18 protein-coding genes are annotated in these 13,209 nt (G+C 34.2%); 3 read left to right on the plus strand and 15 right to left on the minus strand.

Annotation, left to right across the window (positions count from 1 at the left end; genetic code table 11):
* Nucleotides 1-75: 75 nt before the first annotated feature.
* The 12 genes from H3Z85_17920 to H3Z85_17975 all read right to left on the minus strand — a co-directional run bounded on the left by H3Z85_17920 (nucleotide 76) and on the right by H3Z85_17975 (nucleotide 9,477).
* Nucleotides 76-771, minus strand: a complete 696-nt coding sequence (locus H3Z85_17920; GenBank protein ID QPQ51187.1) for a response regulator transcription factor — start codon at nucleotides 769-771, stop codon at nucleotides 76-78.
* A 21-nt stretch (nucleotides 772-792) separates the two neighbouring features.
* Entirely contained in the window at nucleotides 793-1,542 is a 750-nt protein-coding gene (locus H3Z85_17925; GenBank protein ID QPQ51188.1) for a hypothetical protein, read from the minus strand.
* 2 nt (nucleotides 1,543-1,544) lie between these two features.
* Nucleotides 1,545-1,829 carry a transcriptional regulator gene (locus H3Z85_17930; GenBank protein ID QPQ51189.1) on the minus strand — a complete coding sequence of 95 codons (285 nt, stop codon included), beginning with the start codon at nucleotides 1,827-1,829 and terminating at the stop codon, nucleotides 1,545-1,547.
* 742 nt (nucleotides 1,830-2,571) lie between these two features.
* Complete coding sequence (locus H3Z85_17935; GenBank protein QPQ51190.1) at nucleotides 2,572-2,880, minus strand: FecR domain-containing protein; 309 nt, start codon at nucleotides 2,878-2,880, stop codon at nucleotides 2,572-2,574.
* Between the two features lie 146 nt (nucleotides 2,881-3,026).
* Nucleotides 3,027-3,362: a hypothetical protein gene (locus H3Z85_17940; protein QPQ51191.1), complete on the minus strand. Its 336-nt coding sequence runs from the start codon at nucleotides 3,360-3,362 to the stop codon at nucleotides 3,027-3,029.
* 148 nt (nucleotides 3,363-3,510) lie between these two features.
* Nucleotides 3,511-3,810, minus strand: coding sequence for a hypothetical protein (locus H3Z85_17945; GenBank protein ID QPQ51192.1), 300 nt, complete (start codon nucleotides 3,808-3,810; stop codon nucleotides 3,511-3,513).
* 107 nt (nucleotides 3,811-3,917) lie between these two features.
* Nucleotides 3,918-4,100: a hypothetical protein gene (locus H3Z85_17950; GenBank protein ID QPQ51193.1), complete on the minus strand. Its 183-nt coding sequence runs from the start codon at nucleotides 4,098-4,100 to the stop codon at nucleotides 3,918-3,920.
* 170 nt (nucleotides 4,101-4,270) lie between these two features.
* Nucleotides 4,271-5,041, minus strand: a complete 771-nt coding sequence (locus H3Z85_17955) for a hypothetical protein (protein ID QPQ51194.1) — start codon at nucleotides 5,039-5,041, stop codon at nucleotides 4,271-4,273.
* 209 nt (nucleotides 5,042-5,250) lie between these two features.
* Nucleotides 5,251-5,538: a hypothetical protein gene (locus H3Z85_17960; GenBank protein ID QPQ51195.1), complete on the minus strand. Its 288-nt coding sequence runs from the start codon at nucleotides 5,536-5,538 to the stop codon at nucleotides 5,251-5,253.
* Complete coding sequence (locus tag H3Z85_17965) at nucleotides 5,513-6,415, minus strand: hypothetical protein (protein ID QPQ51196.1); 903 nt, start codon at nucleotides 6,413-6,415, stop codon at nucleotides 5,513-5,515. The genes H3Z85_17960 and H3Z85_17965 overlap by 26 nt, the downstream gene beginning before the upstream one ends.
* A 163-nt stretch (nucleotides 6,416-6,578) precedes the next feature.
* Nucleotides 6,579-7,631, minus strand: coding sequence for a toprim domain-containing protein (locus tag H3Z85_17970; GenBank protein ID QPQ51197.1), 1,053 nt, complete (start codon nucleotides 7,629-7,631; stop codon nucleotides 6,579-6,581).
* A 514-nt stretch (nucleotides 7,632-8,145) separates the two neighbouring features.
* The gene (locus H3Z85_17975; protein ID QPQ51198.1) at nucleotides 8,146-9,477 is read right to left on the minus strand and encodes a GAF domain-containing sensor histidine kinase; all 1,332 of its coding nucleotides are present in this window, start codon (nucleotides 9,475-9,477) and stop codon (nucleotides 8,146-8,148) included.
* 324 nt (nucleotides 9,478-9,801) lie between these two features.
* On the opposite strand from H3Z85_17975, the gene H3Z85_17980 reads away from it, so the two are divergent.
* Nucleotides 9,802-10,266: a DUF3408 domain-containing protein gene (locus tag H3Z85_17980; GenBank protein QPQ51199.1), complete on the plus strand. Its 465-nt coding sequence runs from the start codon at nucleotides 9,802-9,804 to the stop codon at nucleotides 10,264-10,266.
* Nucleotides 10,267-10,336: 70 nt separating this feature from the next.
* On the opposite strand, the gene H3Z85_17985 is transcribed toward H3Z85_17980, so the two are convergent.
* The 3 genes from H3Z85_17985 to H3Z85_17995 are packed head-to-tail and all read right to left on the minus strand — an operon-like array spanning nucleotide 10,337 to nucleotide 11,772.
* Nucleotides 10,337-10,534, minus strand: a complete 198-nt coding sequence (locus H3Z85_17985) for a hypothetical protein (protein QPQ51200.1) — start codon at nucleotides 10,532-10,534, stop codon at nucleotides 10,337-10,339.
* Nucleotides 10,535-10,555: 21 nt separating this feature from the next.
* Entirely contained in the window at nucleotides 10,556-11,449 is an 894-nt protein-coding gene (locus tag H3Z85_17990; GenBank protein ID QPQ51201.1) for an AhpC/TSA family protein, read from the minus strand.
* A gap of 44 nt (nucleotides 11,450-11,493) precedes the next feature.
* Nucleotides 11,494-11,772: a hypothetical protein gene (locus tag H3Z85_17995; GenBank protein QPQ51202.1), complete on the minus strand. Its 279-nt coding sequence runs from the start codon at nucleotides 11,770-11,772 to the stop codon at nucleotides 11,494-11,496.
* 309 nt (nucleotides 11,773-12,081) lie between these two features.
* On the opposite strand from H3Z85_17995, the gene H3Z85_18000 reads away from it, so the two are divergent.
* On the plus strand, nucleotides 12,082-12,783 hold the full coding sequence (locus H3Z85_18000; protein ID QPQ51203.1) for a nucleotidyl transferase AbiEii/AbiGii toxin family protein: 702 nt from the start codon (nucleotides 12,082-12,084) through the stop codon (nucleotides 12,781-12,783).
* Nucleotides 12,784-12,821: 38 nt separating this feature from the next.
* Nucleotides 12,822-13,139 carry a hypothetical protein gene (locus H3Z85_18005; protein QPQ51204.1) on the plus strand — a complete coding sequence of 106 codons (318 nt, stop codon included), beginning with the start codon at nucleotides 12,822-12,824 and terminating at the stop codon, nucleotides 13,137-13,139.
* The last annotated feature ends 70 nt before the right edge of the window (nucleotides 13,140-13,209 follow it).

Consider the following 13,209-nt stretch of genomic DNA (forward strand, 5'->3'; position numbering starts at 1 on the left):
AAAGCATAAAAAAAGTAAAAGAGAAAAAGAGGCAGTCCACCTTTGGACAGCCTCTTTTATTTTATGAATCAATTTTTAAATATTCATGTCATTTTCTTGAAACAAGCCTATAGAGGCTGCGAACAAAGCAAGACCAGTTCTACTATTATGACCAGTCTTATAGAAAAGATCTTTAACAATTTTGTCTATAGTTCTAGGACTTACGTACATTCTTTCTGCTATTTCTTTATGTGTAAGTTCATGTGTACTATAAGATAAAAACTCAAGATCACGCTCAGTTAAAAATATATTTTTCTTAATTGCATTGCGATAATGTAGGAGTACCGCATTCTTTATATTGTTAGGTAAAAATGTGCCTGTTTCTAGTAACTCGTCCAAAGCTATTATTAAGTCTTCTTTTGAAGAATCTTCTGTAATATAACCATCGGCTCCGTACTCTAACATTTTTGTTATGCCCAGCGTATTTGTGCATGATGACATAATAAGAATTCGTATTTCTGCATAAGATTTTTTTAGAGTTTTTATAATTTTATAGATGCACATGCCCAGCTTGTAAATATCAATAATGACAACGTCGGGTTTGTAATCAGTTTTTCTTATGTAATTCTCAAAGTTAGTAAAATTCATAAAGTCTAAAGTTTCTTTATACACTTCAGTTTCTTTTAAACTTAAAACTATACCTAAACGATGAAATGTTGAATTTGCAATAACTGCAGTCTGTATATGTAGATTTTTAACATGGACATTGCTTTCCGAGATAGAATTTATCATGGTTGAAGTTATTGTTTTTGCCTAATTTAGGTTTTTTTCATCTAAAAGAAAAGAAATATTGTAACTTTTATTATTATACCATTTATTTGTAACACTTAAATTATCAATTTTCAAAACAGCTGCTTTGTGTAAATTATCAAACCACACATAACTCTCAATTCGAACTTTTGTCGCATTGTCACCAACCCCATCATTGAACTCTTGAATAAATTTTAAGCGGATAACATTCTCATATTTTTTATCTTTCAACACAAGGTGTCCAGTTCCATCGACTAATGTAGAATAATTGTTTGTACCAGTGATTTTGGTGTTGCGGACTTCATATTCACGTTTTGCAATGCCTGTAAAAGATTCTCCAAATTTGATAGGTTTTTTTAGAAATTTATATGGAGTTACATATTTCATTTCTAGTCCTTGTGCTGTAATAACTCCCCATACTAAACTTTCATTTTCTGTTCTTTCAATGAATACCCAAGACCCATCACTATTCTTTTCTGCTATTGTTGCTTTTGGGTAATCTAATTTATGAGAGGTTTCATCAATTTTTATGATTTGTTGAGCAGCTGTATCTTTTACTTTAAATACAAGATTTCTAAAATCCCAAGTAATATTTTCGCCCGAACTTCCGGGATTAATTTCTGTTGAACTTTCTGCATTTAGATAAATAGAACGGTGACCAGGTACGAAGTTTTCAATATTTGAAAAATCGCTGTTCTGAGCAGCACAATTAGCTGAAATACATAATAAAATTTTTAATAGTATATTTTTCATATTTATAGATTTAGATAATTTTTAATATTTTGAGTATATTCTTTTAGTGCTTCCATACCTTCCTCAGTTATTTGGCAAGTAGTGAGCGGGTAGTTGTTTTTGAAACCTTTTTTTATTTCGATATATCCATTTTTTCTGAGTTTATCAAGTTGTAAACTTAAATTTCCTGAAGTGGCTCCTGTTTTTTCTCTTAAATAAACAAACTCAGCTTCTTCTACGCTTGCAAGAATTGAAATTATCGCAAGCCTTAATTGAGAATGCAAAATTGGGTTTAAATCCTTAAACATATTTCTTTTTCTTTATTTTATAAAACATTGCAAAACCAGGAATAATACAGGATAACATTATGCCGATACATGTTGCTAGAAACTGATTAGAAAAATTTAATAAGGGAATTACTGCTGAAATAATCATAGTAAGAACACCACATATCACAGATAAACGAAATTTTGTAACACCTCCGGTGATAAATGAGGCTAAACCGAATAATAACATAAGTAAACCCAAATACAGACTTTGGTCAAATATTTTATAATTTATCATCCATAAGCCTATACACAATCCTATTCCTCCCCATGTATACATAAATAGACTATCATTGACGGGTTTAACAATTTCTTTTTATTCATTCTTTTACTATGCCATATGGAGATCATAGCACCTATAAGAAATAAGAGTGTTGAAAATCCTAATAGCATTTTAAAGAATTCAAATTTTCCACCTAAATAATGCAGAAAAAAGTATATAAACAGTATTATTCCCCAATTAATTAAATAAAAATAGGCGTCTGTTTTTTCAAATCTCGTTTGCGATATAGCATTCTGAATAATATCTAAGCTTTTCTTAGGATCTAATTGTTCATTTTCCATAAGTTTTATAATTTAATTAAATGCAAATGTAAAGTAGTTAATTAAATTAACCAAATAAATTTAATTTTTATTTAAAAGATTTTATGAACAGTAATTGTATGTTTAGATTGTGGTAATAAATATCTATGAAGGATTTGTTGTTTATAAAAACTGAAAAACGTTAAATCAAATTTAAAGTCAAGCTTGTTAGTATATCCCGATAATGTTGTGACGACATCTTCAGGACTATAGGAATAGAGATTAAATTTAGTCCCCAAACTTTTATACTCTGCTCTACGGTTTTAACAATAAAAGGGCGCCTGGAGTTATGAGCTACCTCAAAATAAGCCTCTCCCTTCATATTAATCTCTCGTGTTGAACAGCTGAAGCTTACGGGAAAAGAAATGGACGATTCAGAATTAAGAATCACTTTTGCACCGTCAGGTAAATAAAGACTATACTGTCCTCCCCTGGGAACAGTAACCTGCACAGTTTCGTTATTCTTAGTATCGGCAATTTTTTCACCTCCCGAATAATGTATCGCTTTTTCATCGGTTATAATTCCATTTTTACGATCTGATAAGTTGTAGGATTTACCAGAAGACAGTGAAAGGACAGCTGTATGTCTTGCCGGTATTATGTCATCTTTTGCAATGCTGGAAGTAGTTTTTTGTAACTCTTTCGGATTTCTGATAAAAAGACATAGGAAAATATACCTACCATAAGAAGTACTGCGGCTGATATATATGGAAATATCCTTTTGACCAACGTTTTGCGGGTATTATTTCTTCGAGTAATTTTATAAATATGGATGTCGGTACGGCTAAGTGTTTTCTCAAGGCCTACAGGATTACTGGCCTCATCCTGCTGTTCCTGTTCTATGGCTCTGAGAATAAGAGAGTGGATATCTTTCGGGTTACCAACAAGGGAAAAATGATCAAGGAGCCTTTTATATTCTTCTTTGGTAATCATCCCGATAAATATTTTTCAAAAAGTTCCTGCATATCCGGATGTGTTTTTAATATTTGTTTTAGGATAATATGGAATTAGGCTATAAATCAATAGCTCTGGAAAGCATAAAAAATAGAAATCATATATAATCTCCTGTATTTCAGTGAGATTATTTTTGAGCATTATAAATTATTATTGAAAAAAAAACAGGGAGTGACTTATTATAATTTTTGAGAAAGAATTTATTGGCTTTTGTGATGTGATCATTAACAGCTGCTTCAGAAATAGAAAACATACTGCTTACCTCTTTATAACTTTTGCCTTCCAGTTTACACAGGCTAAAAACAGCTTTTCTCTGTGGGGGAAGCTGATCAATGGTACGCATAAGCTCCTGATCCGCCATAATCTGAGTGCCAAGTTCCTGCGGATCATGTTCTGTAATGACATTGAGCCAAAAACGCTCTACCAATTCTCTGTCATGGGCCAGTTTTCTGAAATATTCAGCTGATAGATGGGTTGCTATAGTATGAAGATAGGCAGCAAAAGAAAGATCGGTTTTATTCTTTTTCGGTGCTCCTAAACACTGACGAAAACTTCCTGTAAAATTTCCTGGGTATTGTCCCAGGATTTTAAAATTCTAAAAAGTTTTCTTGCCAATGTCTCTTTATACTTGTCGTAGAGGAGTTCAAATGCAATTCCATCGCCCTCCCGAAGCCTAAGCAGCAGTTCCTTTTCATCGATAGCATCATGGGATTTCATAACGGTATAAAGCTATTGGTAGAGTAAAAGTAAAAAATCATTCTGTGATTATTGAATTATTTTTCAATAACAATCACCTAATGTATGAGTTTCATATTATAGAGAATTCAGGTCTTTATTGGGTAATAGATCAATATTGTGCCGCTGACCTAAGCTGATCATATGCGCGATCAGACTTTAGAGAATCTGGAAACTTTAGTAAGATCAATACCGTACCTTTTAAAAGTTTTATACAGCGTTGAATATTTACCAAACTTCTGATGTAACGCAATTTCTTTTAATGTCTTGGAGGTAAAAAGAATCTCCCCTATAGCTTCTATTACTTTCGTTTTCATATAATAACTATAGAAAGTATCACCCCAATACGATTTGGAATCTCTTTGAAGCTTATTAAAGCTTATTTCTTTTTCTTTGATCCATTCTCGGAGTGAAGGGTTTAGAAGAGGGTCATACTGTTCTAATAGTTCAGATAAATAAGCGTAGCGACCAGGAGAGATGATGACTGTATCTCTGACAACGGAGCACTCTGATAAACACATAAACAGTTGTTGTGCACTATTAACCCATAATATGCCACTGACTGAATAAAAGTCAGGCAAAATAACAAAGTGCCTATGAAAAGCAGCGGGAGACTCAAGAGGTATACTTTTATCTTTAGGAAGATAATCAAATACTTGAGAAAGTACCGGATCTTTTGGGATAACTTCACTTAGTGATTTAGTGTCGCCATATACAATCCGATTGTAAAATGGTATTTCTTTTGGGAGCCATCCGAAATTCTTAAAGCATTCTACATATAGCTGTGTTACATACTTGACCTTGTCAGCTAAATGGCAGGTATTATCAGTATAAACTGCTGTTTTAACAACAGGAAGTTCAGAAAAACGCGCCATAGATTGCTCCATGAGCTTGTCGAACAATTGAATAGTATGTGCATTCATTTGACCTCCTTCTTAAAAATTCCTCGTCATTTATTAATTAATACAACTCTAAGACTTTGTAATGTAAAAGCTTATCAGTATCTAAATTATATTTTTATAATCAAACAAGGAAATATTTATAAGAAATTATTGTCAGCAAATACGATCAGAACTTAATGGGGCTTATAAAGCTGATGGGGTACATGAAAACCGTTATCGTCTTTTTACTATTACCTGATATTCCTTCTTTTCTTTTTTTTCCTAGGTACCGGAATGTATTCCGGATCAATATCATTTCCGTCTCCCAGCCTTAACAGTGAAAACAGACCTGCTGCTAATTCAGTTATGGTAAATATCTGTTCTAAAGCGGAAAATGGAATATGATTTTTTTGAGAAAACTCTTTGCATATTTCATTCATCTCCCGCAAAAGATCCTTATCATCCCATTTGTTTGTGAGAGGATTTTTAAACCGATGAGAACGGATCGCCTTTTCAAGTGCATCTACAACAGAATCCAAATATTTTTTTCTTTTCCAAAGCAAAAACATCTGCATTTGTCAAAAGTGCTGTGTTTTTGCCTTTAAGCTGAACATTTTCTTTTTTTAGATCTGTTATTTCTTTGTGAAGCTCTGTAATCTGTCTTGTTTTACTATCAAGCTCATTACTGTTTTTTAGTAATTCCGTGTTATACAACTTAAAAGTATTGCCAAAATTAGCGATCGTCTCTTTGGTCTTGATTTGCTGCACTCCAAAAAAATTAGTGTCATTAACAATAAGGTCGTTGAACTTTCCAGAACCGAGATGCTTTTTCATTTGATCTACTTTCTCTTCCAATGCTTTTAGTTCCTCTTCTTTTTTTTGTATTTTGAATTCAACCGCTTCCAGTCTCCCTATTGATCCTGAAATCCCTCTTTCCATACCCAAACACTCAGCAGCCAGATCCTGCATTTTAGAATAATGGAAAGATTGGTGTTTTAACGTTTTACCCGTCTTCGGATCCTGCCAGTCTGCAACAAGATGCGCATGGAAATTTGGTTTCCACTCTTTTGATTCTTTATCAAAGTGTCCTTCATCTTTATGGATGGCGATCTGAAATACTCGTATTCCGAGTTCCTGTTCCAGTCTTTTAGAGAGATCATGAAGGTCTTGAATCGTTGTATCTTCTTTTATAACCACTACTGCTTCACGCACAGGCATAGCATTTTTCTGTAATTTTCTTCCTGATTTTTCTTTACAGTAAGCTTCTATTTTTTGAATCCTGTCCGTTATTTTATCTTCCTGCCAGTATTGATTTAGGGGAGTCAGCTCTTTGCGGATATAATCAAAAGTTTTCCTGCGGAAATTATGAACTTCAGAATCGGATTTAACAGCTTTAAAATTGATGGATGTTTTCATAAAAGTTGGCTTAAACTAATTTTCATAACTTTGGATCAACATAAATGTCTAGTTTATATTGTTGATTGATTCAATTCAATCGTCTTCTGATTGAGCATTCTAAAAGACTGCTTTTTTAGCCCCTGCGGGCGAAGTAGAAACTTTGTTGGAAGGGTACCGACCTTCAAAGTTGCGAATGAGCTCCTAACTTTTGCAGACAGTTGGTAAAAAGCACAGTGCTACATTCTCCTGCGCACACCTTTTTTATCCTGTTTGTTTCGTCTCTGCACTCATTTTGTTTTTCTATATGTTCGTTTTTCGATGCAGTTGTTATCTGTGTATTGATTGTCTCATGAGGATGATTCTTTCTTTTTGCGATGAGATACTCGTTTAAGTCTTTATGCTCCGAATAGATGTGGGAGAAGTCTTTGGCATGGGGGACGCGATCAATGATCGTATCCCTGCACCCCATTCCGGTTTTATCATTGTCCAAAAACAGGCTGATCTCTGAATACGAATCAATCACCGTTAAAGCCTTTTTAAGCATTGCCGTAGAATTTAATATCAGCAGATCTCCCTGAAAAGATTTCTGCATTTCGATAAAGGACAGGGCATCGGTAAACCCTTCAAAAACGGCCACTTTCCGGTTAGGGATGTTGTTTCCGGTTTCGTTACTATTGATTGCCGCAGGATTCGAAAAGAAAGGTAAAACCGAAATATCCTTTTTAAGTAAAGCCCCTTTGTAGAAAGCATTTCTAAGCTCCCAACCGTCAGAGTTATTCTTAAATCCTATCGCATAAAGCTGTTTATTTTCTATGGTAAACCACAATTCTTTGATAAAAGGATACACTTTCGCACTTAAGCCCCGCTCATGGAGATAGGATAAAAGATTGGGATGAGCAATATCCATAATCCTGTCTATACGGTAATTAGGATTGGATTTTAATGTCTTGTTTTGCTGGTGAAAAGAAGAAAAGTTTTGATCGGATGCCCACGCTAAAGCTTCTTTTACCGATGTATTTAGGTATTTCTGAATAAAATCGGTAGTAGTACCGCCAGCTCCTTCTGAAAAGAGATACCAAAGATTATTCGGCTTATCCACTTTAAAAGAGGCACGGGATTCAGGACCAAAAGGACTGAGATACCATGCTTCTTTTTCATTTTGTCGGGTTGGAAGGTGTCCGAGAAAAGCGAGGACTTCTTCCAGCCCTATGGAATTTAATTGCTTACAGTTCATTTGCTATATCTATTTTTCAGAATATAGCAAAGCGAATAAAGTGAGGGGGAAGTATGACATTGAGTGGCTGTATTTGTCCTTCGGTTTCCTAATCACTCAATCTTATAATTACTGCATTAAGTCAATAAAGGAAAAATACTGCCCGTCAATACATCCTTAAAATAATACTGGAATTCATTGAGTTAATTTGTCATATCGCTGACATTATAGCTTTATATATTGCTGACAAATTAAATCATAAAATTATATGAAGATGAAATCATTACACGCTAACATGATGACTTTATAATTTGTGATGCTCCTAAAATGGTAATTAGCTGTAACGTAAAATAACTGACTGTATTACGAGTTGAAACTATGACAGTATAATATTTTTAGAGAAAACGGTATGTATATATAAAAAGAGAATGAGCGATTAATCGATCCCTACTTTCTATCGGCTGAGATGATAGGAATTAAGGAGATAATTGCAGAAAAAGTTGATCTTCAGAGAGAATGGAGATATGGAATAGATTTAATCTTTAGGGAGCTCTAGGAAGAAAGAACTTCCTAAATCCTTTCCGGCACTTTTGGCCCATACCTTTCCATGATGCAGATCGGCAAGTATTTTTGCAGAATAAAGACCAAGACCATGAGACCTTTCATTTGCGGTAGGTCTTGATGATAGACAGGAGAATTTTTTAAAAAGTAAGCCAATTTCAGAGGGGCAAATCCCCTGGCCCTGATCTGTCACACTAAAAACCACCGTATGTGGCTGTTCCTCACATTTAAGGGTGATTTTTGAACCTGCTGATGAATATTTAGATGCATTGCTGAGAAAATTGCCCAAAATATCGATGATACGCTGTTTGTCTCCCGTAATGTTCAAATTGCCAGTGCTGAAAACGTCCAGATGTTGTTCTTTATTTTTTAGAATATGGCTGAAATTTTTGCTTAAACAATTGATGATGTCACCCGTTTCAAAGGAAACGATCGAGAGATGCATATATTTCCCCTCTGAAAGATCATCTTTAAGCATGTTGCTGATATTATATTCTATCGATTTTGCTTTCTCAAAAATGGTTGAAGCAAATTTATATCTCGATTCGGTTTTCGGCGTTTGCCTCTGGATCTGTTGAGCCGAAAGAGTAATAACTGTTAGTGGATTAAATAAATCATGAGCAACATGGTGAAAGCGGTCATCAGCCACTTTAGCTAACATACGTTTTGCTTTCATAGACTCTAATTTATCCAGCGCCAAAGACACCAGTTTTTTAAGGATAGAGCACTGTAAATCGGTGACTTCCTTTCTTGGTACACTGTCTATAACACAGACAGTACCGATTCTATATCCATCCTCGGTCACTATGGGTGCTCCTGCATAGAATCGTATACCTCCATCACAACAAACATATGGATTCTCTCTAAGATCATCATAAAGATGGGTATCATATATAATCGTAATATCATCAGATAGAACGGTAAGGGAACATAGACTGTGCTGTCTTTCTACATGATTACTGGGAAATGAGCTTAGATTAGCTTTAAAGAAAACTGTTTCGGAATCAACAAAATTGACGAAGGCTCCTGATGAACCAAAAATATCTGCTGCAATACCTGCAATTGTATCAAATGCGGGGTTATTATGTGTTTCCATCACACCATATGTTGCCAGTTTAGTGATTCTGGCCTGATCGTCTTCGGGAATATAGGATGACTGAGTAAAAATTTCCCCATAGCTATTTATTTTTAAAGGTAAATATAAGTAAAAGTTGGGTATTCTTAACCAGGGATTTAAGGGTATCTCATTGAGTATGTTTAATCCTCCTGTGAGAATGTATTTATCCCAGAATTCCGTACTGGTCATACTTCATTAACTTTTCTAGGACAACGAAGGACAAATACTGCCTTTCAATACATTTGAACAATAACATTTGAATTCATTGAGTTAATTTGTCATATCGCTGGCATTATAACTTTATATATCACTATCAAATTAGAATTGTAAATGATATGAGGCTGAAATGAAAACCTATTCATATGATGACATTATAATTTGTTATGCTTAAATAGTGATCCTAAGATCTAGCGTAAGCTGATTATAGAACTGGCTGAAACTGTAATACTGTAAAAGTTCACAATAAAAAAATGCATAGCCCGCAAATATTACAAACATTTAATCTTTCAATGTATGAAAAATGAAAACCTAAATCCTCAAAACAAAGAAAATGATTCTCATGAGCAAGAAGGAAATTCAAATGAGAATGATAAAAGGTCGGAAACAAATAATATTACCCAGCCTGTAACTGATGATGATTATTTAAAGCGTGCGATGTCAGCTGACATCCCAAATGATACTGAACCGATCAGAAATCAATCACGTGTCAGTGGAACCAGGCTGTCAAAGTCTTTGAGAGTAACGGAGAAAGAATATTTTGAGACCTTCTTTAAAATTCCAAAACAAAACGCAAGCAAAGGAAGAACTGTATACATCCGTCCTGAATTCCACCAGAAGTTTTTAAAGCTGATAGCAGGACTTGAAATTGACCGGCTCACCATGTATGCTTACGTTGATAATATTATTGAGCATCATTTTAAGGAATTTGAAGAATTAATCCACAAGATATATAAGGACAGAAATAAACCTCTGTTCTAACGATTGATAGCAGACTAACAGAAATATTATTTATGGATGATATAGATAGCAAATGTAGTTTTAAAAAAAATTATTGGGTACTTTTTACCAATAATGATTTAATAAAACTGCCGAATTCCTCCACAGCGTCGCTTGACGCTCCGGTGGAACGTTTCAATATTTTTAGGTTCTGATCAGTAAAAACAACAAGTGGTATGGCAGAATAATCATACTGTGCATTTAATTTAAGATCATCATCTCTATTGATGATAAACTGATCCCAATCCATTTTTTTCAACTTTTAAGGCGTTCAGCCAGTCTTCTTTTTTCTGTCAATAGAGATACTGGCAATATAAAAATCAGGAGATTTAAATTCTTTCTTTATTTTTCTTATCTGAGGAATTTCCGAGCGGCAGGGAATACACCAGCTGGCCCAAAAAACAAGCATATTCAATTTTTTATTTCGATTAATATTTGCTTTTACTACGCTGTTGGGTCCTTTTAGGCTTAATGGATCAGTTGTTTCGTCTCCTTCCTTCATGTAGCTCGCATACTTCTGCAAAATCTTTGCCTGGGAAGAAGACTGTACCCTCTGATCAAAGTGACTTATAAGTTCTTTCAATTCGGATCTATGGTAGAAACTTTTATTTTTTTCTATTTCACCCAATAGAAAAAAAGAGGATGGATTCTCCAAAACCCTTTCCTTAATGCGACCAAACATGATTCTGTGTATTTCTGCGCTGCTGTTTTTTATCGCACCGATATTGCTGTGTATATACTTCTGGAAATAATCATTTTGTGGTCCTGCATTGATTTCAAGATGCTTGGTATCGAAAATTGATGTCACGCCTGTCCAGTCGCCCTTGATCGTAATGGTTCCATCGTCGGTCATAAATGCTGCCACCCCGTTTCTTTTCCCATTTATGCTGAGCTTATTATTCCTATATGCCAATTTCATCATTTCATTTTCTTTGGTCATATATGCGATACTCGCTAAAAAAGGTTCCTTGTTATCTTCAATTATGAACTCAAATTTTCCATTTTTATAATCTGTGGAATCCACTCGTTTTTTCGAGTCATATGCATCGATAAGGTATACTTTATCAGCAGGAATTCCTGTGACTTCTCCTATGATTTTGGATTGAAATCGGTCGCTGCACGATAGCATAATCCCACTCAGTAACAATATTGTTAATGGCCTCATTTTTCTTCATTAAATTCTAACTTCATTTTGCTGTAATCGGAATATTACATGGGAGGTTTAGTACATCGGCTTACCCCTCCGTTTGAGGTTAGAGGTAAGGGCACTGGTTTATCAAATCTACAGTAACATCCATTCGGTCCTGTATCACATCTTCCCTGAAAAGTTGTAGAAATGTTATATTGATCGGTATAGACCAGTATACATGGTTGAGTGTCGTAACATTCCGGCTTGGTTCCAGGAATATCGCCCCCTGTAATACATTTCAATTGCTTTCGGGATAATGATCTCAGCACATTATTGATTCCGTAATCGATCTTTTTCATAATTTAAGAATTTTAGGTATTCATTAGCGGTTAATACTTTATCGATGAATAATTATGGTTTTCATTGATTAATGACTCATTAATAAAAATACTAAAATTATCACAAACATATTTTATTTATTATGTAGAATATCAGACTTTTTCATAATAAAGTCTGACTTGATATTATTTCTTTTTATTGAAAGGGAAAAGTTTGCCAATATTCTATTCAATACACCATTAGGATAATTAAAGACATAAGAGGACAGTAACTTCCAATTTAGAGAAGCGGATCATTTTCGGGAATAAATTCCCAAAAAATGATTCCTTATGCTATACAAAGAAACTGTCAGCAGAGAAATGTGGGAACTACTCCAGAAATTAATGAAAGATGAAAAATTTAAGGATTACATCCTAGTCGGAGGTACAGCATTATCTCTAAAAGTCGGACATAGAAAATCAGTAGATATAGATTTGTTCACCACAAAAGATTTTGATTCACAGGAGATGCTTTATTACCTGAATCAAAACTATGGTGCCATCATTACGGAAAGCAGACTTTTTACCAATACAGTACTTACCCATATTGATGATATAAAGGTTGATATCGTTACCCACAAATATCCTTTATTAAATCCTGTAGAAATGAACGAAGGTATTCGAATGATCTCTAATGAGGATATTGGAGCGATGAAGCTACATGCCATTTTTCAGAGTGGAAAAAGGTTAAAAGATTTTGTGGACATGTATTTTCTCTTGGAAGAGAAACCACTTAAAGACTATCTTCAGGCATATGAAAAAAAATATGACGGTCATGATTTTTTAGCTGCTTATGCACTTTCCTTTTTTGGCAATATTGATTTTGATAAGGCTTTTGATGTTTCAATGATGAAAGGAAAAGAGAACAATTGGCCAAGAATGTCAGAGCGTTTGAAAAAAGCAGCTGTTAATCCTGAACTGAAATTTGAGATAAAACTTAAACAGGAAAATGGAAAGAAGCCACCAAAAAAGGGTAGAGGTTTTCGCCGATAATTATTGCATAAACTAATGAAATTCAGTAAATTTATAGTATGAAAAATAGGGTAACCAATGCAATGAAACCCAATCTGCACGCAAAATTTTTTTGGGATACGGATATAAATAAAGTGGACTGGCAAAAAATGTATGTTGCAGTTATCACTCGTATTATTGAAAGAGGGGGGCAAAGAGAAGTTGACGAGATCATACGTTTTTATGGTCGGGAAAAAGTTCTCAAAACCTTAAAAGATGAAATCTTCTTTCTTCCCAATTATGCGATAGACGATGCTATAAAATTTTTTCCTGAGCTCAAAAAAGAGGAAATGTATTGTTATCTTAATCGTAGAAATAAACCTTACTACTGGATATAGAGCGTAATTTCTACTACCTTATTGTAAAGAAATTTTACTAGGTTTTCAGAAAAAAGTCTAGATATAAAAG

Origin of the sequence: Chryseobacterium indologenes, assembly GCA_016025055.1 — a bacterium.
Lineage (GTDB): Bacteria > Bacteroidota > Bacteroidia > Flavobacteriales > Weeksellaceae > Chryseobacterium > Chryseobacterium indologenes.